Annotated in this window: 22 protein-coding genes and 2 tRNA genes; 18 read left to right on the top strand and 6 right to left on the bottom strand. The window is 54.4% G+C overall.

All coding sequences use genetic code 11. The annotated features are described in order from the left end of the window. The first annotated feature begins 7 nt into the window (after positions 1–7). Positions 8–84 (top strand) — tRNA-Asp (locus ACG0Z5_RS15875). A gap of 53 nt (positions 85–137) precedes the next feature. After that, positions 138–213, top strand: a tRNA-Trp gene (locus ACG0Z5_RS15870). 92 nt (positions 214–305) lie between these two features. On the opposite strand, the gene hdfR is transcribed toward ACG0Z5_RS15870, so the two are convergent. Continuing rightward, positions 306–1,127, bottom strand: a complete 822-nt coding sequence (gene hdfR, locus ACG0Z5_RS15865) for an HTH-type transcriptional regulator HdfR (protein ID WP_394449003.1) — start codon at positions 1,125–1,127, stop codon at positions 306–308. Between the two features lie 118 nt (positions 1,128–1,245). Between hdfR and ACG0Z5_RS15860 the strand changes: the two genes are divergently transcribed. Beyond that, entirely contained in the window at positions 1,246–1,584 is a 339-nt protein-coding gene (locus ACG0Z5_RS15860; RefSeq protein WP_097164579.1) for a DUF413 domain-containing protein, read from the top strand. Between the two features lie 25 nt (positions 1,585–1,609). Here ACG0Z5_RS15860 and ACG0Z5_RS15855 read toward each other — a convergent pair whose 3' ends face one another. Continuing rightward, positions 1,610–3,130: a YifB family Mg chelatase-like AAA ATPase gene (locus ACG0Z5_RS15855; RefSeq protein WP_394449000.1), complete on the bottom strand. Its 1,521-nt coding sequence runs from the start codon at positions 3,128–3,130 to the stop codon at positions 1,610–1,612. A gap of 327 nt (positions 3,131–3,457) precedes the next feature. On the opposite strand from ACG0Z5_RS15855, the gene ACG0Z5_RS15850 reads away from it, so the two are divergent. The 6 genes from ACG0Z5_RS15850 (at position 3,458) to ilvA (ending at position 9,991) form a co-directional block, all read left to right on the top strand. After that, positions 3,458–3,541 carry an IlvGEDA operon leader peptide gene (locus ACG0Z5_RS15850; RefSeq protein WP_031606660.1) on the top strand — a complete coding sequence of 28 codons (84 nt, stop codon included), beginning with the start codon at positions 3,458–3,460 and terminating at the stop codon, positions 3,539–3,541. Positions 3,542–3,680: 139 nt separating this feature from the next. Next, entirely contained in the window at positions 3,681–5,327 is a 1,647-nt protein-coding gene (ilvG, locus tag ACG0Z5_RS15845) for an acetolactate synthase 2 catalytic subunit (RefSeq protein WP_394448997.1), read from the top strand. Further along, positions 5,324–5,587 (top strand): acetolactate synthase 2 small subunit, encoded by a 264-nt coding sequence (gene ilvM, locus ACG0Z5_RS15840; protein WP_319786413.1) that lies wholly within the window; start codon positions 5,324–5,326, stop codon positions 5,585–5,587. Before ilvG ends, ilvM begins: the two co-directional genes overlap by 4 nt. Positions 5,588–5,604: 17 nt before the next feature. Then, positions 5,605–6,537, top strand: coding sequence for a branched-chain amino acid transaminase (locus tag ACG0Z5_RS15835; protein WP_319629710.1), 933 nt, complete (start codon positions 5,605–5,607; stop codon positions 6,535–6,537). Between the two features lie 56 nt (positions 6,538–6,593). Next, a complete protein-coding gene (gene ilvD, locus ACG0Z5_RS15830) occupies positions 6,594–8,444 on the top strand; it encodes a dihydroxy-acid dehydratase (protein ID WP_394448995.1) in 1,851 nt (616 codons plus the stop codon). A 2-nt stretch (positions 8,445–8,446) separates the two neighbouring features. Continuing rightward, entirely contained in the window at positions 8,447–9,991 is a 1,545-nt protein-coding gene (ilvA, locus tag ACG0Z5_RS15825; protein WP_394449016.1) for a threonine ammonia-lyase, biosynthetic, read from the top strand. Here ilvA and ilvY read toward each other — a convergent pair. After that, positions 9,988–10,878, bottom strand: coding sequence for an HTH-type transcriptional activator IlvY (gene ilvY, locus ACG0Z5_RS15820; RefSeq protein WP_394448992.1), 891 nt, complete (start codon positions 10,876–10,878; stop codon positions 9,988–9,990). The genes ilvA and ilvY overlap by 4 nt on opposite strands. A 158-nt stretch (positions 10,879–11,036) precedes the next feature. Here ilvY and ilvC point away from each other — a divergent pair, with 158 nt between their 5' ends. Further along, on the top strand, positions 11,037–12,512 hold the full coding sequence (ilvC, locus tag ACG0Z5_RS15815) for a ketol-acid reductoisomerase (protein WP_394448990.1): 1,476 nt from the start codon (positions 11,037–11,039) through the stop codon (positions 12,510–12,512). A 98-nt stretch (positions 12,513–12,610) separates the two neighbouring features. Here ilvC and ppiC read toward each other — a convergent pair whose 3' ends face one another. Further along, a complete protein-coding gene (gene ppiC, locus ACG0Z5_RS15810; protein WP_394448987.1) occupies positions 12,611–12,892 on the bottom strand; it encodes a peptidylprolyl isomerase PpiC in 282 nt (93 codons plus the stop codon). Between the two features lie 83 nt (positions 12,893–12,975). On the opposite strand from ppiC, the gene rep reads away from it, so the two are divergent. Continuing rightward, positions 12,976–14,997 carry a DNA helicase Rep gene (rep, locus tag ACG0Z5_RS15805; RefSeq protein ID WP_394448984.1) on the top strand — a complete coding sequence of 674 codons (2,022 nt, stop codon included), beginning with the start codon at positions 12,976–12,978 and terminating at the stop codon, positions 14,995–14,997. Here the strand turns inward: rep and gppA are convergent, their stop codons facing one another. Further along, positions 14,998–16,485 carry a guanosine-5'-triphosphate,3'-diphosphate diphosphatase gene (gppA, locus tag ACG0Z5_RS15800; RefSeq protein ID WP_394448981.1) on the bottom strand — a complete coding sequence of 496 codons (1,488 nt, stop codon included), beginning with the start codon at positions 16,483–16,485 and terminating at the stop codon, positions 14,998–15,000. A gap of 7 nt (positions 16,486–16,492) precedes the next feature. Further along, the gene (rhlB, locus tag ACG0Z5_RS15795) at positions 16,493–17,764 is read right to left on the bottom strand and encodes an ATP-dependent RNA helicase RhlB (protein ID WP_319629703.1); all 1,272 of its coding nucleotides are present in this window, start codon (positions 17,762–17,764) and stop codon (positions 16,493–16,495) included. Between the two features lie 152 nt (positions 17,765–17,916). On the opposite strand from rhlB, the gene trxA reads away from it, so the two are divergent. The 7 genes from trxA (at position 17,917) to rffG (ending at position 25,731) form a co-directional block, all read left to right on the top strand. Beyond that, a complete protein-coding gene (gene trxA / locus ACG0Z5_RS15790) occupies positions 17,917–18,246 on the top strand; it encodes a thioredoxin TrxA (RefSeq protein ID WP_319629702.1) in 330 nt (109 codons plus the stop codon). A gap of 330 nt (positions 18,247–18,576) precedes the next feature. Next, positions 18,577–19,836, top strand: coding sequence for a transcription termination factor Rho (gene rho, locus ACG0Z5_RS15785; protein WP_319629701.1), 1,260 nt, complete (start codon positions 18,577–18,579; stop codon positions 19,834–19,836). Between the two features lie 222 nt (positions 19,837–20,058). Next, complete coding sequence (wecA, locus tag ACG0Z5_RS15780) at positions 20,059–21,153, top strand: UDP-N-acetylglucosamine--undecaprenyl-phosphate N-acetylglucosaminephosphotransferase (protein ID WP_394448976.1); 1,095 nt, start codon at positions 20,059–20,061, stop codon at positions 21,151–21,153. A gap of 20 nt (positions 21,154–21,173) precedes the next feature. Then, positions 21,174–22,220, top strand: coding sequence for an ECA polysaccharide chain length modulation protein (gene wzzE, locus ACG0Z5_RS15775; RefSeq protein ID WP_394448973.1), 1,047 nt, complete (start codon positions 21,174–21,176; stop codon positions 22,218–22,220). A gap of 57 nt (positions 22,221–22,277) precedes the next feature. Beyond that, positions 22,278–23,408, top strand: coding sequence for a non-hydrolyzing UDP-N-acetylglucosamine 2-epimerase (gene wecB / locus ACG0Z5_RS15770; protein ID WP_394448970.1), 1,131 nt, complete (start codon positions 22,278–22,280; stop codon positions 23,406–23,408). Continuing rightward, positions 23,405–24,667, top strand: coding sequence for a UDP-N-acetyl-D-mannosamine dehydrogenase (wecC, locus tag ACG0Z5_RS15765; RefSeq protein ID WP_394448967.1), 1,263 nt, complete (start codon positions 23,405–23,407; stop codon positions 24,665–24,667). The genes wecB and wecC overlap by 4 nt, the downstream gene beginning before the upstream one ends. Continuing rightward, the gene (rffG, locus tag ACG0Z5_RS15760) at positions 24,664–25,731 is read left to right on the top strand and encodes a dTDP-glucose 4,6-dehydratase (protein WP_394448964.1); all 1,068 of its coding nucleotides are present in this window, start codon (positions 24,664–24,666) and stop codon (positions 25,729–25,731) included. The genes wecC and rffG overlap by 4 nt, the downstream gene beginning before the upstream one ends. Positions 25,732–25,746: the final 15 nt, after the last annotated feature.

Raw genomic sequence — 25,746 nt, 5'->3', positions numbered from 1 at the left:
ATTCGGTGGAGCGGTAGTTCAGTCGGTTAGAATACCTGCCTGTCACGCAGGGGGTCGCGGGTTCGAGTCCCGTCCGTTCCGCCACTTATTAGAAAATTAAGCCTGCTTCATTGCGGGCTTAATAATAAGCGTAATTTAGGGGCGTAGCTCAGTTGGTAGAGCACCGGTCTCCAAAACCGGGTGTCGCGAGTTCGAGTCTCTCCGCCCCTGCCATATAATAATCCTTTGCTTCGGCAAAGGATTTTTTTTGTCTTTAATTCAGCGGATTTTCATCCGCCACCCCTCAGCGCTACTTCCAAAACTCCCTACTCAAGCACGGCTACTTTTAAGATCTCACGTATTTGTGCCTGCTTATCGCTGTTCTGCAACCAAATGGCATAGAGCGGACGCGAAAGCGTCGCACTGTCAGTAACGGTATGCAATCCACCCTTCATATTCGCCCAACTCATAGGCAACCAGCTACAACCCTCGAGAGGGGCAAGCTGTTGGCGCGCAAGTTCAGCTGAGCTGGTTGTCAGGAGTGGAATATCATCTGATGCAATGATCCCTGCTTCATGCTGTTGGAAATCAGGGCCCCATTCCAGGCGCAGATAGTTCAGATTGGCTTTCACCTGGGAAGGTGCCGCGCAATAAAGTGCTAATGTGAAATGCCCCAAAAGCTGGCTACTGAATTCATCCATTTTTGGTGCTTCGGTGGTGATCAATAGATCCAGCTGGCGCTCGTGCAATTGCTTGACCAGCGATTGCCGCTGAGCGATGCGCGCTTCAAACTGCAGTGTGTTGTGCGCAGGATAGAGACGTCCCAGCCAAGCATTAAGCATGCACTCCCACAGCGAGGCGCTGGCACCAATCGAAAACTCATTGTGACGGGAAGTATTCGCCACCTCTTTACGGGCTGATTGCCAGGTACTCATCAGCGTTTCGGCATAGGGTAAGAGCTTCTCACCGGCCGCCGTAAGGCGGATATTATTGCGATGGCGAGTGAATAAATTCACGCCAAGCTGGTTCTCTAGCTGACGAATACGAAAGCTGACGGCCGACTGCGTCAGGTACAGAGCTTCTGCCGCACGCCCGAAGTGGCGTGTTCGGCTCACTTCAAGGAAAGTTTTTAGCAATTCCGTATCCACAACCTTCTCCACAAAATTATTTGTCGTGTTGATTTAAATGTTTTGTTTGACGCTCTGTCAAGCGTAACTAATACTCCGCGCCATAAATAGCTCAGCCAAAGAATTAGGAGCGTGTAGGATGGCGGAAAGCTTTACGACGACTAATCGTTTTTTCGACAATAAAAATTATCCGCGCGGGTTCTCTCGTCATGGTGATTTCACCATCAAAGAAGCCCAATTGCTGGAGCGCCACGGTTATGCGTTTAATGAGCTGGAACTGGGTAACCGCGAGCCGGTAACGGAAGATGAAAAGCAATTTGTAGCCGTATGCCGCGGTGAGCGTGAGCCGGCGACAGAGATTGAACGCGTATGGATTAAATACATGGCGCGCATCAAACGGCCAAAACGCTTCCACACGCTGTCCGGCGGTAAACCGCAGGCAGAAGGTGCAGAAGACTACACCGAAAGCGACGATTAATAAGAAAGGGGCGAAAGCCCCTTTTTTACGCCATCATTTTTTGCAAATGGATAAGCAATCGTTCGATTGCCCGATATCCCAGTGCTTCCTGCAAATGTTCCCGTGCTATCTGTTCTGTTCCGGAAAGATCGGCGATGGTTCGTGACACCTTAATCAGACGCTGCCATGCACGAATCGACAACCCCAGGTGGGCGAGCGCCTGTTCCAGCCAGGCCGCGTCATCAGGGAGTAACTCACACCACCGTTTCATCTCATTACTATCAAGAAGGGCGTTGAGCTTTCCCTGACGTGAGAACTGCTGTTGCTGGGCGGCGATCACTCTGCTTTTCACCTTCTGGCTACTTTCACTTTTTTCAGGTGTCTGGCTGAACAGGCCCAGCGGTGGGAGCGGGATCTCGAGTGACAAATCGAAGCGATCCAAAAACGGTCCAGACAGTCGCGCCAGATAACGCAGGATTTGCTCAGGCGAGCTGCGGTTATGGTTACCCTGATAGTGTCCGGTAGGGCTTGGATTCATGGCAGCAATGAGTTGAAAGCGAGCCGGGTAGGTGATTTTTGCTCGAGTACGCGAGATGTGAATCTTTCCTGACTCAATCGGCTCGCGAAGCGCATCAAGGACTCGGCGCTCAAACTCGGGTAATTCATCCAGAAATAAAATGCCGTTATGGGCCAGTGAGATCTCGCCCGGTGCAGGTATTGTTCCACCGCCAACCATTGCTGTCAGTGATGCACTATGATGAGGCGAGCGGAATGGGCGCTTACGCCATTGTTTATGTACATGCCCTGCACTGACCAGGCTCAGAATTGCCGCACTCTCCAGGGCCTCCTGATTGCTCAGAGAGGGGAGGATGCTGGGTAAGCGGCTGGCTAGCATTGTTTTTCCTGTCCCAGGGGGGCCGACTAACAGCAGGTTATGGCCGCCAGCGGCGGTTATCTCCAGTACACGCTTTCCCTGCGGCTGCCCGATGACATCGCTAATATCGGTTGTGGCAGCACTCATGGCATCCGCCTCGGCGGCGGGATGTTGTAAGTCGGTACGTCCCTCAAGAAAAGCACATACTTCCTGTAAATGGCTGGCTATAAAACAGTCTGTTCCGCCAATCAGGCCCACCTCTGGGGCATTCTCTGCGGAAAGGATTATCTGTCGGCCTGTTTTGATGGCCTCCATCGCGCCTGAAATAGCACCGGTAACCCCGCGTAATGCACCGGTAAGCGCAAGTTCACCGATGAACTCGTATTGGTTCAGCCTTGCGGTATTGAGCTGTTCTGACGCTGCCAGAAGCGCAATCGCGATCGGCAAATCATATCGCCCCCCTTCCTTTGGCAAATCGGCGGGGGCCAGGTTGATTGTTATCTTCTTTGCCGGAAATTCGTAACCGCTATTGATGACCGCACTTCTGACACGATCGCGCGCTTCTTTTACTGCCGTTTCCGGTAAGCCCACCATGGTTAACCCCGGCAGCCCATTGCTGATATGGACTTCCACGGTGATGAGGGGGGCGTTCACCCCTAATGCGGCGCGTGTGTAAATAATCGACAATGACATAAAGCCTCCGTGTAAAAGCAGTATGTCGCGCTCGGTAATGACCGCAATGAATGAATCGAAATTTTACGCGCATGATTCCCGATATTTCTCACCATTTCATTACCGTTGCATACACTTGGAAGCATGATCGACAAATATACCATCTTGTTCCGCTGCCTATGTCGGGTGAAGAATTTTCATCTCAGTTATTTCTCATAAAAAACAATACTTTTTGCGAATATCGTTAGCCAGATCGGAAAAGCTTATATAAAAAAATCTTGTCTTCTCTTCAGGGTCTGTGGTAACTCTTTAGGTATTCCTTCGAACAAGAAGCCAAAAGAACACAAAATGACAGCCCTTCTACGAGTGATTAGCGTGGTGGTGATTATTATCCCACCGTGCGGGGCTGCACTTGGACGAGGAAAGGCTTAAGAATCAAGCCTTAACGAACTAAGACCCCCGCACCGAAAGGTCCGGGGGTTTTTTTATGACTGTGAAAAACCAAAGAGGAGCAGGGCATGAAAATCAGCATAAAATTCTGTTTCTCGCAAAATGTGACGGGGAAGTAACTATGAATGGGGCTCAGTGGGTGGTACATGCGTTGCGAGCACAGGGAGTCGAAACCGTTTTCGGCTATCCGGGCGGCGCAATTATGCCGATCTACGATGCGTTGTATGACGGTGGCGTGGAACATCTGCTGTGTCGCCATGAGCAGGGTGCTGCGATGGCCGCCATTGGCTATGCCCGCGCAACCGGCAAAACGGGCGTGTGCATGGCCACTTCAGGCCCGGGCGCAACCAACCTGATCACCGGTCTTGCCGATGCGCTGCTCGATTCCGTGCCGGTGGTAGCCATCACCGGTCAGGTTGCTTTACCGTTCATCGGCACCGATGCGTTTCAGGAAGTGGACGTCATCGGATTATCATTGGCCTGCACCAAACACAGTTTCCTGGTGCAGTCGCTGGAAGAGCTCCCACGGGTAATGGCAGAAGCGTTCCAGGTGGCAAGCTTAGGTCGTCCAGGTCCGGTTCTGGTTGATATCCCAAAAGATATTCAGCTTGCCAGCGCCGCACTCGAACCCCATTTCTCCTCCATTGAAGATGAAAATACCTTCCCGCTTGAAGAGGTTGAACAGGCCCGCCAGATGATAGCCCAGGCCAGCAAGCCGATGCTGTACGTTGGCGGCGGCGTAGGTATGGCGCAGGCCGTACCCGCTCTGCGCGATTTTATCGCTATGACGCAGATGCCGGTGACCTGTACGTTGAAAGGCCTGGGCGCGGTCGATGCCGATTATCCGTATTATCTGGCGATGTTGGGTATGCATGGCACGAAAGCCGCAAACCTGGCGGTTCAGCAGTGTGATTTGCTGATTGCCGTCGGCGCGCGTTTTGACGACCGCGTGACCGGCAAGCTGAACACTTTCGCTCCGCACGCAAAAGTAATCCACATGGATATCGACCCGGCTGAGCTGAACAAGCTGCGTCAGGTACACATAGGTTTGCAGGGTGATTTAAATGCGCTGCTGCCGGCGTTACAGCAACCATTGGATATCGATGCATGGCGGGCGGATACGGCTGAATTGCGGGCTGAACACGCCTGGCGCTATGACCATCCAGGCGAAGCGATTTATGCCCCACTGTTACTCAAGCAGTTATCTGACCGCAAACCGGCAGACAGCGTAATCACCACTGACGTCGGCCAGCACCAGATGTGGTCGGCGCAGCATATGACGTACACCCGTCCGGAAAACTTCATCACCTCTAGCGGCTTGGGAACCATGGGCTTCGGCCTGCCCGCCGCGGTCGGTGCGCAAGTCGCGCGTCCGAATGACACGGTTATCTGCGTCTCCGGCGACGGGTCGTTCATGATGAACGTGCAGGAACTCGGCACCGTGAAGCGCAAGCAACTGCCGTTGAAGATTGTGCTTCTCGATAACCAGCGTCTGGGTATGGTTCGCCAGTGGCAGCAGCTCTTTTTCCAGGAGCGTTACAGCGAAACCACCCTGACGGATAACCCCGATTTCCTGACGTTGGCCAGCGCTTTTGGTATTCCCGGCCAGCACATTACCCGTAAAGACCAGGTTGAAGCGGCACTCGACGCGATGCTCAACAGCGAAGGGCCGTATCTGCTTCATGTCTCAATCGACGAGCTCGAGAACGTCTGGCCGCTGGTACCACCGGGTGCCAGTAATGCAGAAATGCTGGAGAAATTATCATGAATCAACATCAGGTTGCCGTTGAGGCTCGCTTCAACCCAGAAACGTTAGAGCGTGTGTTGCGTGTGGTACGTCATCGTGGCTTTCAAATTTGTGCCATGAATATGGAAACCGCTACTGATGCGCAAAACATAAATATTGAATTGACCGTTGCCAGCCTTCGCCCAGTCGAATTACTGTTTAGCCAGTTAAGTAAACTGGTTGACGTCGCCCGCGTCGAGATCCAGCAACGAACAACAACATCACAACAAATCCGCGCCTGAGCGCAAAAGGAAGAACAATGACGACGAAAAAAGCTGATTACATCTGGTTTAATGGTGAGATGACGCCATGGGGTGAGGCGAAGGTGCATGTGATGTCCCACGCCCTGCACTACGGGACCTCCGTCTTCGAAGGCATCCGTTGCTATGACTCACATATTGGCCCGGTGGTGTTCCGTCATCGTGAACACATGCAGCGTCTGCATGATTCAGCCAAAATTTATCGTTTCCCGGTTTCTCAAAGCGTTGATGAACTGATGGAAGCCTGCCGCGAGGTTATCCGTAAGAACAACCTGACCAGTGCCTATATTCGTCCGCTGGTGTTCGTGGGCGATGTGGGTATGGGTGTGAACCCGCCAGCCGGTTACACCACTGACGTTATCATTGCCGCTTTCCCTTGGGGGGCATATCTGGGCGCAGAAGCGCTGGATCAGGGGATTGACGCAATGGTTTCTTCCTGGAATCGCGTGGCGCCTAACACCATTCCAACCGCGGCTAAAGCGGGCGGGAACTACTTGTCTTCCTTACTGGTTGGCAGTGAAGCGCGTCGTCATGGGTATCAGGAAGGGATTGCGCTGGACGTCAACGGCTATATCTCTGAAGGTGCAGGTGAAAACCTGTTTGAAGTGAAGGACGGCATTCTGTTTACCCCGCCGTTCACTTCTTCCGCGCTGCCGGGCATCACTCGCGATGCCATCATCAAGCTGGCGAAAGACCTGGATATCGAAGTTCGCGAGCAGGTGTTGTCCCGCGAATCGCTGTATCTTGCCGATGAAGTGTTCATGTCCGGCACCGCAGCAGAAATCACGCCGGTACGCAGCGTTGATGGCATTCAGGTTGGCGCAGGCCGTTGCGGCCCGGTGACCAAGCGCATTCAGCAAGCATTCTTTGGCCTCTTTACCGGTGAAACCGAAGATAAATGGGGTTGGTTGGATCAGGTTCATTCAAAATAAAGCAATGGGACGGCACGCACCGTCCCATTTTACAGATAGACGGGAGTAAACAGAGCATGCCTAAGTACCGTTCCGCCACTACCACCCACGGCCGTAACATGGCGGGTGCCCGCGCGCTGTGGCGCGCCACCGGAATGACCGATGCCGATTTCGGCAAACCGATTATTGCCGTCGTGAACTCGTTTACCCAGTTCGTGCCGGGTCACGTACACCTGCGCGACCTCGGTAAACTGGTTGCCGAGCAAATTGAAGCCTCCGGCGGCGTCGCCAAAGAGTTCAACACCATCGCCGTCGATGATGGCATCGCCATGGGTCACGGAGGCATGCTGTATTCGCTGCCGTCGCGCGAGCTTATCGCTGACTCCGTTGAGTACATGGTCAACGCCCACTGCGCCGATGCGATGGTGTGTATCTCCAACTGCGACAAAATCACCCCGGGGATGCTGATGGCGTCCCTGCGCCTCAACATTCCGGTTATTTTCGTTTCTGGCGGCCCAATGGAAGCCGGGAAAACGAAACTGTCTGACCAGATAATCAAACTCGACCTGGTCGATGCGATGATTCAGGGCGCAGACCCGAAAGTCTCAGATGAGCAGAGCGATCAGATTGAACGCTCCGCGTGCCCGACCTGTGGCTCCTGTTCCGGGATGTTCACCGCCAACTCGATGAACTGCCTGACCGAAGCGCTGGGTCTGTCGCAGCCTGGTAACGGTTCGCTGCTGGCGACTCACGCCGATCGCAAAGAGCTGTTCCTCAACGCCGGGAAGCGCATTGTCGAGCTGACCAAACGTTATTACGAACAGGATGACGCCACGGCGCTGCCGCGCAATATCGCCAGCAAAGCAGCGTTCGAAAATGCGATGACCCTCGATATCGCAATGGGCGGTTCCACCAACACTGTACTGCACCTGCTGGCTGCCGCGCAGGAAGCAGAAATCGATTTCACCATGAGTGATATCGACCAGCTGTCCCGCAAAGTGCCACAGCTGTGTAAGGTTGCGCCGAGTACGCAGAAATATCACATGGAAGACGTACACCGTGCGGGTGGCGTGCTGGGTATTCTGGGTGAGCTGGACCGCGCTGGCCTGTTAAACCGTGACGTGAAAAACGTGCTCGGGCTGTCTCTGCCACAGACGCTTGATCAGTATGATGTCATGCTGACCAAAGATGAGGCGGTGAAAAGCATGTTCCGCGCGGGCCCGGCGGGTATCCGCACCACCCAGGCGTTCTCGCAGAATTGCCGCTGGGATACCCTGGATGACGATCGCGCCGAAGGCTGTATTCGTTCGCTGGAAAACGCCTACAGTCAGGACGGTGGTCTGGCCGTGCTGTACGGTAACTTCGCGGAAAACGGCTGCATTGTGAAAACGGCAGGCGTGGACGACAGCATTCTGAAATTTACCGGCCCGGCAAAAGTGTACGAGAGCCAGGACGACGCGGTTGAAGCGATCCTCGGCGGCAAAGTGGTCGCCGGTGACGTGGTTGTTATCCGCTATGAAGGGCCAAAAGGCGGGCCGGGTATGCAGGAAATGCTATACCCAACCACCTTCCTGAAATCGATGGGCCTTGGTAAAGCCTGTGCGCTGGTGACCGACGGGCGCTTCTCCGGCGGCACGTCTGGCCTGTCCATCGGCCATGTTTCACCGGAAGCGGCGAGCGGTGGCAACATCGCGCTGATTGAAGATGGCGACCTGATTGCAATCGACATTCCGAATCGCGGTATTCAGCTGCAGGTGAGCGATCAGGAGCTGGCGGCGCGCCGTGAAGCCCAGGAAGCGCGTGGCGCACAGGCCTGGACCCCGCGTAACCGTGAGCGTCAGGTGTCGTTTGCACTGCGCGCCTATGCAAGCCTGGCGACCAGTGCGGATAAAGGCGCGGTGCGCGATAAATCCAAACTTGGGGGCTAATGATGGCCGAATCCCAACCACTCTCCACCGCCCCTGAGGGGGCGGAATATCTCAGGGCGGTGCTTCGCGCGCCGGTTTATGAAGCCGTGCAGGTCACGCCGCTGCAGAAAATGGAAAAACTCTCATCACGTCTCGACAACGTGGTGCTGGTGAAGCGCGAAGACCGCCAGCCGGTTCACAGCTTCAAGCTGCGTGGCGCGTACGCGATGATGTCGAGCCTGACCGAAGAACAGAAAGCCAATGGCGTGATCACCGCTTCGGCTGGTAACCATGCGCAGGGCGTAGCGTTTTCATCTGCGCGCTTAGGTATCAAAGCGTTGATTGTGATGCCGGTCGCGACGGCGGATATCAAAGTCGATGCGGTGCGGGGTTTTGGCGGTGAAGTCCTGCTCCACGGCGCGAATTTTGATGAAGCCAAAGCCAAAGCGATTGAGCTGTCTCAGCAGCAAGGCTTCACCTGGGTACCGCCGTTCGATCACCCGATGGTGATTGCCGGGCAGGGCACGCTGGCGCTGGAACTGTTGCAACAGGATGCGCATCTCGACAGGGTCTTTGTTCCGGTTGGCGGTGGCGGTCTGGCGGCTGGCGTGGCGGTGCTGATCAAGCAGTTGATGCCGCAAATTAAGGTCATTGCGGTCGAAGCCGAAGATTCTGCATGCCTGAAAGCTGCGCTGGACGCTGGGCATCCGGTCGATTTACCGCGCGTCGGGCTGTTTGCCGAAGGCGTAGCGGTGAAGCGTATTGGCGATGAAACCTTCCGTCTGTGTCAGGAATATCTTGACGATATTGTCACCGTTGACAGTGATGCAATTTGCGCGGCGATGAAAGACTTGTTCGAAGACGTGCGTGCGGTGGCGGAACCTTCCGGCGCATTGGCGCTGGCGGGGATGAAAAAATACATCGCCCAGCACAATATTCGCGGCGAACGTCTGGCGCATGTTCTTTCCGGGGCAAACGTGAATTTCCACGGTCTGCGTTATGTTTCAGAACGCTGTGAACTGGGCGAGCAACGCGAAGCGCTGCTGGCGGTGACTATCCCGGAAGAAAAGGGCAGCTTCCTGAAGTTTTGTCAGCTGCTGGGCGGCCGTTCGGTTACCGAGTTTAACTACCGTTTTGCCAATGCCAAAGATGCCTGCATTTTCGTTGGCGTGCGCTTAAGCCGTGGGCTGGAAGAGCGTCATGAGATCCTCAACCTGCTGCACGATGGCGGCTACAGCGTCGTTGACCTGTCTGACGATGAAATGGCGAAGCTGCACGTCCGCTACATGGTTGGCGGACGTCCGTCAAAGCCATTGCAGGAGCGGCTGTACAGCTTTGAGTTCCCGGAATCACCCGGTGCGCTGCTGAAGTTTCTCTACACCCTTGGCACCCACTGGAACATTTCGCTGTTCCACTACCGTAGCCACGGCACCGATTACGGTCGAGTGCTGGCAGCCTTTGAGCTGGGCGAGCATGAGCCGGATTTCGAAACCCGACTCAACGAGCTGGGTTATGAGTGCCACGACGAAACGCAAAACCCGGCGTTCCGTTTCTTCCTGGCCGGTTAATTTCCGGGTAGAAGTTTCCAGAAAGCGTCAATAAGCGGCTCATGCAGCCGCTTTTTTTGTGCACAAACGCCCAGCTCAAACGGCGTTTTCTCATCGCTACGTTCAAGGATCATCACGCGGTTGCGTACCGGCTCGGGGCTATTTTCCAGCACGATTTCCGGCAGCAGCGCCACGCCGCAGCCCAGCGCAACCATGGAGACCATCGCCTCGTGCCCGCCCACGGTGGCGTAAATCGACGGATTGCTGATTTTATGGCGGCGAAACCACAGCTCAATGCGACGGCGGACCGGACCCTGATCGGCCATGATAAAGGGCACCGTTGACCAGTCGGGCTTCTCCTGCGACACCTGGGTACGCACCGGGCACGGCAGCGCCGGGGCAATCAGCACCACCGCCAGATTCTCCAGCATGGAGAAAGCGACGGCGGCCGGCAGCGTTTCCGGTTTACCTGCAATCGCCAGATCGGCTTCGCCGGTGGCCACTTTTTCCATCGCATCGGCGGCATCGCCGGTGGTGAGTTTAATTTCCACCGACGGATGTTCGGCGCGGAAGCGATCGAGGATCGGCGGCAGATGGCTGTAGGCGGCGGTCACCGAGCAAAAAATATGAAGTTCGCCGGAAAGCGACGGGCCCTGTTGATCGAGTGTGTGGCGCAACTGCTGATACTGCAACAGCGTCTGCTGGGCAAAAACGCGCAGTTCCTCACCCGACTCGGTGAGTGTCACGGTGCGGTTATCGCGCACAAACAGCGGCTGGCCGAGATCTTCTTCCAGACGCTGGATCTGTCTGGAAAGGGTGGACGGACTGACGTGCATCGCCCGCGCGCTGCGGCCAAAATGTCGGCTTTCCGCCAGATGCAGGAAGGTTTTCAGATCGCGTAAATCCACGGGTCACACTCCACGATTTTACATTGCATAAATTGCAACGTGACGTTGTGAATATATCAATTTCCGCAATAAATTTCCTGATGTAATGTGGTTCTATTCTCGCAAGATAGCAAACGCGAACCGAACAATAAGACAGTACAACATCACGAGGAATCACCATGGCTAATTACTTTAATACACTGAATCTGCGCCAGCAGCTGGCACAGCTGGGTAAATGCCGCTTCATGGCACGTGACGAATTTGCCGATGGCGCGAGCTACCTTCAGGGTAAAAAAGTGGTCATCGTCGGCTGTGGTGCTCAGGGTCTGAACCAAGGCCTGAACATGCGTGATTCCGGTCTGGATATCGCTTACGCCCTGCGTAAAGAAGCGATTGCTGAAAAGCGCGCATCCTGGCGTAAAGCGACCGAAAATGGTTTCAAAGTGGGGACTTACGAAGAGCTGATCCCCCAGGCGGATCTGGTGGTAAACCTGACGCCAGACAAACAACACTCTGATGTTGTCCGTTCCGTGCAACCGCTGATGAAAGACGGTGCTGCGCTGGGTTACTCTCACGGTTTCAACATCGTTGAAGTCGGCGAGCAGATCCGGAAAGACATCACCGTTGTGATGGTGGCACCGAAGTGCCCAGGTACCGAAGTGCGTGAAGAATACAAACGTGGTTTCGGTGTACCGACGCTGATCGCCGTTCACCCGGAAAACGATCCAAAAGGCGAAGGCATGGCGATTGCTAAAGCCTGGGCTGCGGCAACCGGTGGTCACCGTGCGGGCGTGCTGGAATCCTCTTTCGTCGCGGAAGTGAAATCTGACCTGATGGGTGAGCAGACTATCCTGTGCGGTATGCTGCAGGCCGGTTCTCTGCTGTGCTTCGATAAGCTGGTGGCGGAAGGAACTGACCCAACGTATGCAGAAAAACTGATTCAGTTCGGATGGGAAACCATTACCGAAGCGCTGAAGCAGGGCGGCATCACCCTGATGATGGATCGCCTGTCCAACCCGGCGAAAGTCCGTGCTTATGCGCTCTCAGAGCAGCTGAAAGAGATCATGGCTCCGCTGTTCCAGAAACACATGGACGATATCATCTCCGGTGAATTCTCCTCGGGCATGATGGCTGACTGGGCCAACGACGATAAAAACCTGCTGACCTGGCGTGAAGAGACCGGCAAAACCGCTTTCGAAAACGCGGCGCAGTATGAAGGCAAAATCAGCGAGCAGGAGTACTTCGATAAAGGCGTGCTGATGATTGCGATGGTGAAAGCGGGCGTTGAGCTGGCCTTCGAAACCATGGTGGATTCCGGCATCATCGAAGAATCGGCGTACTACGAATCACTGCATGAGCTGCCGCTGATCGCTAACACTATCGCGCGTAAGCGTCTGTATGAAATGAACGTGGTTATCTCTGATACCGCTGAATACGGCAACTACCTGTTCTCTTATGCCTGTGTACCGCTGCTGAAAGAGTTCATGACCACCCTGCAAACTGGCGACCTCGGTAAAGCCATTGCGGAAGGTGCAGTCGATAACGCCCAGCTGCGCGATGTGAACGAAGCGATTCGTAACCACGAAATCGAGAAAGTCGGGAAGAAACTGCGCGGGTACATGACGGATATGAAACGTATTGCTGTCGCAGGTTGATACAGAGAAGGGTACGGCCTGATGCCCTCACCCCGACCCTCTCCCTTGGGAGAGGGTGCAAATCTCAATCCCCTTCCCGGTAAGAGAAGGGGATGTTTTTATTTCCGGTACAGCACTTTAATGATGTGGTAACCGAACTGGGTGTGCAGCGGGCCGGTTGGCTCCAGCACCGGGCAGGAGAATACGACTTTATCGAACGCCGGAACCATCTGACCCTGTTTGAATTCGCCTAAGTGACCGCCTTTTTTACCTGACGGGCAAGTGGAGTGTTTCTTCGCCAGCTTCTCGAAATCGCCGCCGTTTTTGATTTGCTCTAAAAGATCCAGAGCCAGTTTCTCTTCTTTTACAAGAATATGCAGAGCTGCTGCTGTTTTTGCCATGATCGTGCCTTGAGTGGTGTGGTTCAGGCTCGCTATACTACCATGCTCTATTTCTGCCCTCCCGTTTTTCATTGAGTGACCCTATGCGTTTAAACCCCGGACAACAACAAGCCGTCGAATTTGTCACCGGACCCTGCCTGGTGCTGGCGGGGGCGGGATCCGGCAAAACACGCGTGATCACCAACAAAATCGCGCATTTGATTCACCAGTGTGGCTATCAGGCTCGCCATATCGCGGCGGTGACCTTTACCAACAAAGCGGCGCGCGAAATGAAAGAGCGTGTGGCGCAGACAATGGGCCGTAAAGAAGCGCGTGGGCTGATGATTTCGACCTTCCATACGCTCGGGCTGGAAATCATCAAGCGTGAGTTTGCCGCGCTGGGCATGAAATCGAACTTCTCGCTGTTCGACGATACCGATCAGGTTGGGCTGTTGAAGGAACTGACGGAAGGATTGATCGACGATGATAAAGTGGTGCTTCAGCAGCTGATCTCGACGATCTCCAACTGGAAAAACGATCTGATGACGCCCTCACAGGCGGCGGCACAGGCTAAAGGCGAGCGCGATCGCATTTTTGCGCATTGCTATGGGCTGTACGATGCACACATGAAAGCCTGTAACGTGCTGGACTTTGACGATCTGATCCTGCTGCCAACCCTGTTGCTACAGCGCAATGAAGAAGTACGCGAGCGCTGGCAGAACAAGATTCGTTATCTGCTGGTGGATGAATATCAGGATACCAACACCAGCCAGTATGAACTGGTGAAGCTACTGGTCGGCAGCCGCGCGCGCTTTACCGTGGTAGGCGATGATGACCAGTCGATTTACTCCTGGCGTGGTGCGCGTCCGCAAAACCTGGTCCTGTTAAGCCAGGACTTCCCGGCGTTACAGGTTATCAAGCTCGAACAAAACTACCGTTCATCCGGTCGCATTCTGAAAGCCGCTAACATTCTGATCGCCAACAATCCGCACGTTTTTGAGAAGAAGCTGTTTTCCGAGTTAGGCTACGGCGCAGAACTCAAAGTCCTGAGCGCCAATCACGAAGAACATGAGGCCGAACGCGTGGCGGGAGAGTTGATCGCCCATCACTTCATCAATAAAACGGCCTACAAAGATTACGCGATCCTCTATCGCGGCAACCATCAGTCGCGGGTGTTTGAAAAGCTGCTGATGCAAAACCGTATTCCTTACCGTATTTCCGGCGGCACATCGTTTTTCTCGCGGCCTGAAATCAAGGACCTGCTCGCCTATCTGCGCGTACTGACCAACCCGGATGACGACAGTGCCTTCCTGCGTATCGTGAATACGCCCAAACGTGAAATTGGCCCTGCGACCCTGCAGAAGCTGGGCGAATGGGCGACCACGCGTAATAAAAGCATGTTTGCAGCCAGCTTCGACATGGGCCTGACTCAGACCCTGACCGGGCGCGGCTATGAATCGTTGACCCGGTTCACCCACTGGTTAGGGGACGTTCAGCGCCTGGCCGAACGTGAACCCGTGGCTGCGGTGCGGGACCTTATCCACGGCATCGACTACGAGTCCTGGCTGTTTGAAACCTCGCCGAGCCCGAAAGCCGCTGAAATGCGGATGAAAAACGTCAACACCCTGTTTGGCTGGATGACGGAAATGCTCGAAGGCTCCGACCTTGACGAGCCGATGACCCTCACGCAGGTGGTGACCCGCTTTACGCTGCGCGACATGATGGAGCGCGGTGAAAGTGACGAAGAGCTTGATCAGGTTCAGCTCATGACCCTACACGCGTCAAAAGGTCTGGAGTTCCCGTATGTGTATCTGGTGGGCATGGAAGAGGGCCTACTCCCACATCAGAGCAGTATTGACGAAGATAACGTCGATGAGGAACGCCGTCTGGCCTATGTGGGGATCACCCGCGCGCAGAAGGAGCTGACCTTTACGCTGTGCAAAGAGCGCCGTCAGTATGGCGAACTGGTGCGTCCGGAGCCGAGCCGTTTTCTGCTGGAATTACCGCAGGATGATATCGTCTGGGAGCAGGAGCGTAAGGTGGTATCGCCGGAAGAGCGGATGCATAAAGGGCAGGCTAACGTGGCCAACATCAAAGCGATGCTGGCAAAAGCGAAGGCAAAGTAATTATTCGACCGTCAACGGCCAGTGGACGTAGCTCTGCCACTGGCTTTCCTGCAGAACCAGTTCCGCACCCAGCGGATGCGTCGCCAACCAGCCTGAAGGCAACTTCAGCGTCAACGCTTCGCCTTCTACACTGAGCGATATTTCCGGCAGCAGATCGTCCCGACGACGGCCTGCAAACAGGATAGCCAGGCGCAGCAGACGGCAAAGCCTGTCGGCGACGCGCGGCGGCACAGCATTTTGCTGATGCAGTGAAGGCAGGTCGACCGGGTTGGTTTGATTAAAGACCAGCGTCGCCAGCAGTTTTCTCTGGGCGGGCGTGTAGCCCGGCAAGTCGAGATTACGCACCAGATAGGCGGCGTGCTGTGGTGCTTGCTTAAAGTCCACGCTCAAGCCGATTTCATGCAAGTAGCAGGCGCTTAACAGCAGATCGCGGCTGAGGGGTTCGATTTCCCAGCTTTTATCACACTGATCGACGAAATGTGACGCTAGCTGTGCCACGCGTTCCGCCTGTTCGGTATCGACCATAAAGCGGCGTTGAATATTGCGCAGCGTACGGTTGCGGATATCCTGGTCTACCGCCAGATGCAGCATGCCATAGACCAGGCCTTCACGCAGCGCACCGCCAGCCAACGTCATGCACTTTATGTCCAGCTCGCTGAAAATCGCCAGTAAAATGGCGAGTCCGCTCGGGAACACTAGCGCACGTTCGAGCGTCAGACCTTCAATCTCCAGCTCTTCAAGACGACCACACTGAATGGCGCGCTGTTTAAGCTGTTGCAGTTTGGCGAGGGTGATGCGTTCGTCCATGCCCTGCGCCATCATGATTTCTTGCAGCGCCTGCACGGTGCCGGACGCCCCGACGCACACCTTCCAGCCGTGGTGACGCAGTTCGTCGGCAACCGGACGCAGAACGTCGCGCGCGGCCTGTTCAGCAGCATCAAAATGGGCTTGTTCGAGATTTCTGTCGGTAAAGAAGCGTTCGAGCCAGGTGACACAGCCCATCGACAGGCTGAATAATGAGGTGGTTTGTGCCCCGGTGCCGGTGACCAGTTCGGTACTGGCCCCGCCGATATCGACCACCAGACGGCGGTCGTCGCCTCCGGTGGTATGCGCCACGCCTTGGTATATCAGACGCGCTTCTTCCTCACCGCTAATCACCTGTACCGGGCATCCGAGGATTTCCTGCGCTTTGGCAAGAAACGCATCGGCATTAATAGCCAGACGCAATGTGGCGGTGGCCACAACGCGGATTTGCGCCTGAGGAATGTCCTGCAGACGCTCGGCAAACAGACGCAGGCATTGCCAGCCTCGCTCCATCGCCTCCGGCGACAGCGTGTTATCGCTGCTTAATCCGGCGGCCAACCTGACCTTGCGCTTAATGCGCGTCAGGGTCTGAATGCTCCCTGCCACTTCACGTACAACCAGCATATGAAAACTATTGGAACCGAGATCAATTGCCGCATAAAGCGAAGTAGCAGAGCTGAGCATAGGGCGTTTAACCTGAACGTCGACGGTTACGCGGTGCACCACCGCCGGAACGGCGTGGGCCGTTGCCAGGACGAGGACGCGTCAGGCGCAGTGCCTTCGGCAGATCGTTCATCAGCGCATCCGGATTGTACTTACTCTGCGGAATCGAGTGACCGATATAGGTTTCGATAGCCGGCAGATTCAGGGCGTACTCTTCACAGGCGAGGCTGATAGAGTGGCCGCTGAGGCCAGCACGACCGGTACGACCGATTCGGTGAACGTAATCTTCGCAATCATCCGGCAGATCGTAGTTAAAGACGTGCGTCACGGCCGGAATGTGCAGGCCGCGGGCGGCAACATCGGTTGCAACCAGAATATCGAGATCGCCACGGGTGAACTCTTCGAGAATACGCAGACGTTTTTTCTGCGCGACGTCGCCCGTCAGCAGGCCGACACGATGACCGTCCGCAGCCAGATGGCCCCAGATGTCTTCGCAGCGATGCTTGGTGTTAGCGAAAATGATGGCGCGATCTGGCCATTCTTCTTCGATCAGGGTTTGCAGCAGACGCATTTTCTCGTCGTTAGACGGATAGAAAAGTTCTTCTTTAATGCGGTGTCCGGTTTTCTGCTCCGGCTCAACTTCCACGTACTCGGCGTTGTTCATTTGCTCGAATGCCAGTTCACGTACGCGATAGGACAGGGTGGCAGAGAACAGCATGTTCAGGCGCTGATTAGTCTGTGGCATGCGGCGGAACAGCCAGCGGATATCTTTAATAAAGCCCAAATCGTACATGCGATCGGCTTCATCCAGCACCACCACCTGAATCGCGCCCAGGTTGATGTGGTTCTGTTTTGCATAATCAATGAGACGACCGGTGGTGCCGATCAGAATGTCGACGCCGCTTTCCAGCACTTTCAGCTGTTTGTCGTAACCGTCGCCGCCGTAAGCGAGACCCAGCTTCAGGCCGGTGGCGTTGGCCAGCGGTTCTGCATCAGCATGGATTTGAACAGCCAGTTCGCGCGTAGGGGCCATGATCAGCGCACGCGGTTGGTTAACCTGGCGGTTCTCTGCAGCAGGGTGAGAGAGAAGATAATGGAACGTTGACGTCAGGAACGCCATCGTTTTGCCGGTTCCGGTTTGCGCCTGCCCTGCAACATCACGTCCTGCCAGTGTCAGCGGGAGAGCGAGTGCCTGAATGGGCGTGCAATTATGAAACCCTTTCTTTTCAAGGGCTTCAATCACCTGAGGGTGCAGGGCGAAGTCGGAAAACTTCTGTTCTGTTAAATGTGTTTTGCTCATAGTGTGGTAGAATATCAGCTTACTATTGCATTAAGAAAGCGTATCCGGTGAAATAACGTCAACCTTTTAGTTGGCTAAAGCAACATCAACATGACGTTGATTGTTGATAAATGCGACACCAACACACCAGGCTTATTCCTGTGGAGTTATATATGAGCGATAAAATTATTCACCTGACTGACGATAGTTTTGACACGGACGTACTCAAAGCTGACGGGATTACCCTCGTTGATTTCTGGGCAGAGTGGTGTGGTCCGTGCAAAATGATTGCCCCGATTCTGGATGAAATCGCTGAAGAGTTCGACGGTAAGCTGACCGTTGCAAAACTGAACATTGACCAGAACCCGGGTACGGCGCCGAAATACGGCATCCGTGGTATCCCAACTCTGCTGCTGTTCAAAAACGGTGAAGTCGCCGCGACCAAAGTGGGCGCGCTGTCTAAAGGTCAGCTGAAAGAATTCATCGAAGCAAACCTCGCCTGATCCCGCACTGGGTTGATGTGGCGTCCGCTGTTCCGAAAATGTCGGGACCGCTGGACGCCCGCCCCGAGTCGTGCTAAGTTAACGTTGACTTCGTTTTAAACATACCTTATGTAGTTTGAATCTGATTTAGCCAACACTTCCCGTACCACTACATTTACGCGTGAAGTTGAAAGATTCCAGGCTCATCACTTTTTCCGTCTCGTCGTTTCAGTTCTGCGTTCTTTCCTTTGACCAGGCAGCGTACAGACATGAGTTGATGGCCGTAAACAGGCACGGATGACCCTGCCATACCATTCACACATACGTTCGAGATTTACCCCTCACACCACTATGAATCTTACCGAATTAAAGAATACGCCGGTTTCTGAGCTGATCACTCTCGGCGAAAATATGGGGCTGGAAAACCTGGCCCGTATGCGCAAGCAGGACATCATTTTTGCCATCCTGAAGCAGCACGCGAAGAGTGGCGAAGATATCTTTGGCGACGGTGTGCTGGAGATTCTGCAGGATGGATTTGGTTTCCTCCGCTCCGCAGACAGCTCCTACCTCGCCGGCCCTGATGACATCTACGTTTCCCCCAGCCAAATCCGCCGTTTCAACCTTCGTACAGGTGACACCATTTCCGGTAAGATTCGTCCTCCAAAAGAGGGTGAGCGTTACTTTGCACTGTTAAAAGTTAACGAAGTTAACTATGACAAGCCGGAAAATGCGCGTAACAAGATTCTGTTCGAAAACTTGACGCCGCTTCACGCGAACTCTCGTCTGCGTATGGAACGTGGTAATGGCTCAACCGAGGACTTAACCGCTCGCGTACTGGATCTGGCTTCGCCGATTGGTCGTGGTCAGCGTGGTCTGATTGTTGCTCCGCCGAAAGCGGGTAAAACCATGCTGCTGCAGAACATCGCTCAGAGCATCGCTTACAACCATCCGGATTGTGTGCTGATGGTTCTGCTGATCGATGAGCGTCCTGAAGAAGTGACCGAAATGCAGCGTCTGGTGAAGGGTGAAGTTATCGCTTCCACCTTTGACGAGCCAGCTTCTCGCCACGTTCAGGTTGCTGAAATGGTTATCGAGAAAGCCAAGCGCCTGGTTGAGCACAAGAAAGACGTTATCATTCTGCTCGACTCCATCACCCGTCTGGCACGTGCCTACAACACCGTCGTACCGGCTTCCGGTAAAGTTCTGACCGGTGGTGTGGATGCGAACGCCCTGCATCGTCCGAAGCGTTTCTTCGGTGCAGCACGTAACGTGGAAGAGGGCGGTAGCCTGACTATCATTGCAACCGCGTTGGTTGATACCGGTTCTAAAATGGATGAAGTTATCTACGAAGAATTTAAAGGTACCGGCAACATGGAACTGCATCTGGCGCGTAAAATCGCTGAAAAACGTGTGTTCCCGGCTATCGACTACAACCGTTCCGGTACCCGTAAAGAAGAGCTGCTCACCACGCAGGAAGAGCTGCAGAAAATGTGGATCCTGCGCAAAATCATCCATCCAATGGGTGAAATTGACGCGATGGAGTTCCTCATTAATAAACTGGCAATGACCAAAACTAACGACGACTTCTTCGATATGATGAAACGTTCGTAAGATTTTTCATGCCTGAAACGCCACGCAACTGCGTGGCGTTTTTGTTTTTGAAGCATACTTACGTGAATTATCAAAAACACTAAATTACGCTGATTTCGTTGTTAGCCGTCACTGTCTGGTCAAAATACCAACAAAATCCTTAAAACTCAGTCGTATTCCACTTCAGGACAGCGGCTAACGTGAGTATACTTTCGCTAATAATTTTTCCAGAGAGCACCAATTGTGAATTTACTGACCGCCAGTACTGACCTGATCAGTATTTTTTTATTCACAACCCTGTTCCTCTTTTTCGCTCGAAAAGTAGCGAAGCAAGTGGGTCTGGTGGATAAACCTAACTTCCGTAAACGCCATCAGGGGTTGATCCCACTGGTTGGGGGTATTTCTGTCTACGCGGGAATATGTTTCACATTCGCAATTGCTAACGCTTATATCCCCCATGCAATGCTTTACCTCGGCTGTGCCGGGGTGTTGGTGTTTGTCGGGGCGCTTGATGACCGATTTGATATCAGCGTCAAATTCCGCGCTACCGTGCAAGCACTCATTGGCCTCGTGATGATGGTTGTCGGAGGCCTCTACCTGAGAAGCCTTGGCTATATTTTTGGCTCATGGGAACTGGTATTAGGTCCGTTTGGTTACTTCCTCACCCTGTTTGCGGTCTGGGCGGCGATCAACGCCTTCAACATGGTTGATGGAATTGACGGCCTTCTTGGTGGACTCTCCAGCGTTTCGTTCGCTGCGATGGGCATGATTCTGTGGTTTGATGGTCAGACAAGCCTGGCACTGTGGTGCTTTGCGATGATTGCGGCGATTGTGCCTTATATCATGCTTAATCTCGGTATCCTGGGTCGCCGCTATAAAGTGTTTATGGGTGACGCGGGCAGTACGCTCATCGGTTTTACCGTCATCTGGATCTTGCTGGAAACTACGCAAGGGAAAACCCACCCGATTAGTCCCGTCACGGCCCTGTGGATCATCGCCATTCCATTGATGGACATGGTGGCGATTATGTACCGTCGTCTGCGTAAAGGGATGAGCCCGTTCTCCCCCGATCGCCAGCATATTCATCATCTGATCATGCGGGCGGGTTTTACCTCTCGTCAGGCATTTGTCCTGATTACCCTGGCCGCCGCGCTGTTGGCTGGCATTGGTGTGCTGGGCGAGTACACACATGTGATTCCTGAGTGGGGTATGTTGCTCCTGTTCCTGGTCGCTTTCTTCTTATATGGCTACTGTATTAAACGTGCGTGGAAAGTGGCTCGTTTTATCAAACGCGTGAAAAGAAGAATGCGTCGCAAAAGCACCGCAGGTCCAATCTAACTCAATAATTTGGAAGAAAGATGACACCACAATTACCGGGAGCGCACGCAGTGAACGCTGAAAATGAACTGGATATTCGCGGTCTGTTTTGTACGTTATGGGCGGGAAAGCGCTGGATTGTCGGTATCGCCTTTCTGTTTGCACTGATTGTCCTTGTTTACACCTTTTTTGCCCGGCAGGAGTGGAGTGCGACGGCTATCACCGACCGCCCCACCGTCAACATGCTGGGCGGCTACTATTCCCAGCAGCAGTTTTTGCGCAACCTCGATATCAAAGCGAATCTGGCCAGTGCCGACCAGCCTTCCGTCATGGATGAGTCGTATAAAGAATTCATCATGCAGCTGGCGTCCTGGGATACGCGCCGGGAATTTTGGCAGCAAACGGACTATTACAAGCAGCGCAAATCTGGTAACGCTCGGGCGGATGCTGCGTTACTGAACGATCTGATTAACGATATCCAGTTTACGCCGGGCGACGCGCTGAAGAGCCTCAACGACAGCATCAAGCTGGTCGCTGAGACGGCTCCTGATGCTAACAACCTCTTGCGCCAGTACGTGGCTTTCGCCAGCCAACGTGCTGCAGGCCATCTGAATGATGAGCTGAAAGGCGCATGGGCGGCACGCACAATTCAGATGAAAGCGCAGGTGAAGCGTCAGGAAGAGGTCGCTCAGACAATTTTTGACCGTAACATCCACAGCGTTCAACAAGCGTTGAAAGTGGCGCAGCAGCACAATATTTCCCGTAGTGAAACGGACGTCCCGGCTGAACAATTGCCTGACTCCGAACTGTTCCTGCTCGGCCGTCCGATGCTGCAGGCACGGTTGGAAAACCTGCAGTCAGTCGGGCCTGATTTCGATCTGGATTACGACCAGAATCGCGCCATGTTAACGACGCTCAACGTCGGCCCTAGCCTGGATACGCATTTTCAGACCTATCGTTATTTGCGAACGCCTGAAGAACCGGTAAAACGCGACAGTCCGCGTCGCGTATTTTTGATGGTGATGTGGGGTATTGTCGGGGCGCTGATTGGCGCGGGTGTGGCGCTGGTACGGCGTCGCCCACGGTAAAAAAGTTTTAGTGGCGAGAGGAACTGAGCTTTCTCCACCCATTTAAAGAGAATCGATGTGAAAGTACTCACTGTATTTGGCACACGACCAGAGGCCATCAAAATGGCCCCGCTGGTTCATGCATTGGCAAAGGACCCTCATTTTGAGGCAAAAGTATGCGTAACGGCACAGCATCGGGAGATGCTGGATCAAGTGCTGAAACTGTTTTCCATCGTTCCTGATTATGATCTTAACGTGATGAGTCCGGGTCAGGGGCTGACCGAAATCACCTGCCGCATTTTGCAGGGTTTAAAGCCCGTACTGGAATCCTTTAAGCCTGATGTGGTGCTGGTACACGGCGACACCACGACCACGATGGCGGCCAGCCTCGCCGCGTTTTACCAACGTATTCCGGTGGGACACGTTGAAGCGGGCTTACGCACGGGGGATCTCTATTCCCCGTGGCCGGAAGAGGCAAATCGCACCATGACGGGTCATCTGGCGATGTACCACTTCGCCCCGACGGAGAACTCACGTCAGAATCTGCTGCGCGAGAATATCGCCGATAGCGGCATAGTCGTCACCGGAAATACCGTGATTGATGCGCTCTTATGGGTGCGCGATCGCGTGTTGGCTGATGAAACTCTGCGCGCTGCCTTAGCCGGGCGATATCCTTTTTTAGCCGAGGATAAAAAACTGATTCTGGTCACCGGCCATCGCCGCGAAAGCTTTGGTCAGGGATTCGAGCAGATTTGTCACGCGCTAGCCGACGTCGCGGCTGCCAATCCGGAGGTGCAGGTGGTTTATCCGGTGCATCTCAACCCGAACGTCAGCGAGCCGGTCAACCGTATTCTCGGTCACGTCGACAACGTTTTCCTCATTGAGCCACAGGAGTATCTGCCTTTCGTCTGGCTCATGAACCGTGCCTGGCTGATCCTCACCGACTCCGGCGGCATTCAGGAAGAAGCGCCATCGCTGGGCAAACCGGTGCTGGTCATGCGTGAGACCACTGAACGCCCGGAAGCCGTGGATGCGGGAACCGTTCGTCTGGTCGGGACCGATCGTCAGCATATCGTGGATGAAGTCACGCGGCTGTTGCGTGATGAGCAGGAATATCAGGCCATGAGCCGCGCACATAACCCGTATGGCGACGGTCAGGCCTGCAGCAGAATATTGTCAGCCCTTAAAAATAATCAGGTAACACTATGAGTTTTTCGACCATCTCTGTGATTGGCCTTGGCTACATCGGACTGCCGACGGCAGCAGCATTTGCCTCCCGTCAGAAACAGGTGGTGGGTGTGGATATCAATCAACACGCGGTAGACACAATCAACCGCGGTGAGATCCACATCGTTGAACCCGATCTCGGTGAGGTGGTTAAAACCGCTGTAACAGACGGATACCTTAAAGCCAGCACGACCCCCGTCGAAGCGGATGCATACCTGATAGCCGTCCCGACGCCGTTCAAAGGCGATCATCAGCCCGACATGGTGTTTGTGGAAGCCGCAGCCAAATCTATTGCACCGGTGCTGAAGAAAGGCGCTCTGGTGATCCTCGAATCCACCTCTCCGGTGGGTGCGACGGAGCAGATGGCACAATGGCTGGCCGACCTGCGTCAGGATTTGAGCTTCCCGCAGCAGGCCGGTGAGCAAGCCGATGTGAATATCGCTTACTGCCCGGAGCGCGTGCTGCCGGGGCAGGTGATGGTCGAGCTTATCAAAAACGATCGGGTGATTGGCGGCATGACACCGGTGTGCTCCGCGCGCGCCAGTGAGCTTTACAACATTTTCCTCGAAGGCGAGTGCGTGGTAACCAACGCCCGCACCGCAGAAATGTGCAAACTGACGGAAAACAGCTTCCGTGACGTTAACATCGCCTTCGCTAATGAACTGTCGCTGATTTGTGCCGATCAGGGGATCAACGTCTGGGAATTGATTCGTCTCGCTAATCGTCATCCGCGGGTGAACATTCTCCAGCCCGGCCCCGGCGTCGGCGGACACTGTATTGCCGTCGATCCGTGGTTTATCGTGGCGCAAAACCCGCAGCAGGCACGTTTGATTCGTACCGCCCGTGAGGTCAACGACCATAAACCACATTGGGTAATGAATCAGGTGAAAACGATGGTCGCTGACTGTCTGGCCACCCATGACAAGCGTGCCAGCGACATTAAAATTGCCTGTTTCGGTCTGGCATTCAAACCGAACATTGACGATCTGCGTGAAAGCCCGGCAATGGAAATCGCTGAACTGATTGCCGACTGGCACAGCGGAACCACGCTGGTGGTTGAACCTAACGTGCATCAATTACCGAAAAAGCTCGCCGGTAAAGCCACGCTTGCAACGCTGACCGATGCGCTGGCCGAGGCGGATGTACTGGTGATGCTGGTCGATCATAAAGAATTTAAAGCGATCAGCGGCGACAGCATTCGACAGGCGTTTGTGGTCGACACCAAAGGAGTCTGGCGTTGAACAAAATCCTGGTGACCGGCGGGGCAGGTTTTATCGGCTCTGCCTTAGTGCGACATATCATCAGCGAAACTGCCGACAGCGTGGTGGTGGTCGATAAGCTGACCTACGCCGGTAATCTGGCTTCCCTGGCGTCGGTCGCCCAGAGCGACCGCTTTGCCTTTGAACAGGTGGATATTTGCGACAGGCAAGCGCTGGATGCAGTGTTCGCCCGGCATCAGCCCGATCGGGTAATGCATCTGGCCGCTGAAAGCCATGTCGATCGTTCGATTGACGGGCCAGCCGCCTTTATCGAAACCAATATTGTCGGAACGTACACGCTGCTGGAAGCCGCGCGGAGCTGGTGGAATACGCTGACCCCTGAGAAAAAAGCGGCATTCCGTTTCCACCATATCTCCACGGATGAAGTGTATGGCGACCTGCACGGCAGCGAGGATTTCTTTACGGAAACGACGCCGTATGCACCCAGCAGTCCGTATTCGGCCTCGAAAGCGGGCAGCGATCATCTGGTGCGCGCCTGGCTGCGAACCTATGGCTTACCGACGCTGGTGACCAATTGCTCGAATAACTACGGGCCGTATCATTTCCCGGAAAAGTTGATCCCGCTGACCATCTTAAATGCGCTGGCGGGGAAGCCGTTGCCCGTCTATGGCAATGGTTTGCAGGTACGCGACTGGCTGTATGTTGAAGATCACGCCCGCGCGCTGTATCGCGTGCTCACTACCGGCATTGTGGGTGAAACTTACAATATCGGCGGTCATAATGAACGTAAGAACATTGACGTTGTTCGTACCGTCTGTGCGCTGCTGGAAGAGCTGGTGCCGCAAAAACCTGAGGGCGTGGCGCAGTATCAGGATTTAATCAGCTTTGTGACCGACAGACCCGGGCACGACGTGCGCTATGCGATTGATGCGGCAAAAATCGAGCGTGAGCTGGGTTGGACGCCGGAAGAGACCTTTGAAACCGGTATGCGCAAAACCGTGCAGTGGTATCTCGCCAATCCGTCATGGTGGCAACAGGTTCTGGATGGCAGCTATCAGGGCCAGCGTCTCGGCCTGCAGGGCTAACCCTCCCGGGAGGAG

The organism is Scandinavium sp. M-37 (assembly GCF_043558715.1).
Taxonomy (GTDB): domain Bacteria; phylum Pseudomonadota; class Gammaproteobacteria; order Enterobacterales; family Enterobacteriaceae; genus Scandinavium; species Scandinavium vulneris_A.
The sequence above is the reverse complement of the archived record's forward strand: the minus strand, read 5'-3'. Positions and strand labels throughout refer to the sequence as shown.

Excerpts from the sequence above, each read along its gene's own strand:
- ACG0Z5_RS15860 (WP_097164579.1), top strand. The coding sequence starts at position 1,246 with ATGGCGGAAAGCTTTACGACGACTAATCGTTTTTTCGACAATAAAAAT.
- ACG0Z5_RS15855 (WP_394449000.1), bottom strand. The coding sequence starts at position 3,130 with ATGTCATTGTCGATTATTTACACACGCGCCGCATTAGGGGTGAACGCC.
- ACG0Z5_RS15850 (WP_031606660.1), top strand. The coding sequence starts at position 3,458 with ATGACAGCCCTTCTACGAGTGATTAGCGTGGTGGTGATTATTATCCCA.
- ilvG (WP_394448997.1), top strand. The coding sequence starts at position 3,681 with ATGAATGGGGCTCAGTGGGTGGTACATGCGTTGCGAGCACAGGGAGTC.
- ilvM (WP_319786413.1), top strand. The coding sequence starts at position 5,324 with ATGAATCAACATCAGGTTGCCGTTGAGGCTCGCTTCAACCCAGAAACG.
- ACG0Z5_RS15835 (WP_319629710.1), top strand. The coding sequence starts at position 5,605 with ATGACGACGAAAAAAGCTGATTACATCTGGTTTAATGGTGAGATGACG.
- ilvD (WP_394448995.1), top strand. The coding sequence starts at position 6,594 with ATGCCTAAGTACCGTTCCGCCACTACCACCCACGGCCGTAACATGGCG.
- ilvA (WP_394449016.1), top strand. The coding sequence starts at position 8,447 with ATGGCCGAATCCCAACCACTCTCCACCGCCCCTGAGGGGGCGGAATAT.
- ilvC (WP_394448990.1), top strand. The coding sequence starts at position 11,037 with ATGGCTAATTACTTTAATACACTGAATCTGCGCCAGCAGCTGGCACAG.
- ppiC (WP_394448987.1), bottom strand. The coding sequence starts at position 12,892 with ATGGCAAAAACAGCAGCAGCTCTGCATATTCTTGTAAAAGAAGAGAAA.
- rep (WP_394448984.1), top strand. The coding sequence starts at position 12,976 with ATGCGTTTAAACCCCGGACAACAACAAGCCGTCGAATTTGTCACCGGA.
- gppA (WP_394448981.1), bottom strand. The coding sequence starts at position 16,485 with ATGCTCAGCTCTGCTACTTCGCTTTATGCGGCAATTGATCTCGGTTCC.
- rhlB (WP_319629703.1), bottom strand. The coding sequence starts at position 17,764 with ATGAGCAAAACACATTTAACAGAACAGAAGTTTTCCGACTTCGCCCTG.
- trxA (WP_319629702.1), top strand. The coding sequence starts at position 17,917 with ATGAGCGATAAAATTATTCACCTGACTGACGATAGTTTTGACACGGAC.
- rho (WP_319629701.1), top strand. The coding sequence starts at position 18,577 with ATGAATCTTACCGAATTAAAGAATACGCCGGTTTCTGAGCTGATCACT.
- wzzE (WP_394448973.1), top strand. The coding sequence starts at position 21,174 with ATGACACCACAATTACCGGGAGCGCACGCAGTGAACGCTGAAAATGAA.
- wecC (WP_394448967.1), top strand. The coding sequence starts at position 23,405 with ATGAGTTTTTCGACCATCTCTGTGATTGGCCTTGGCTACATCGGACTG.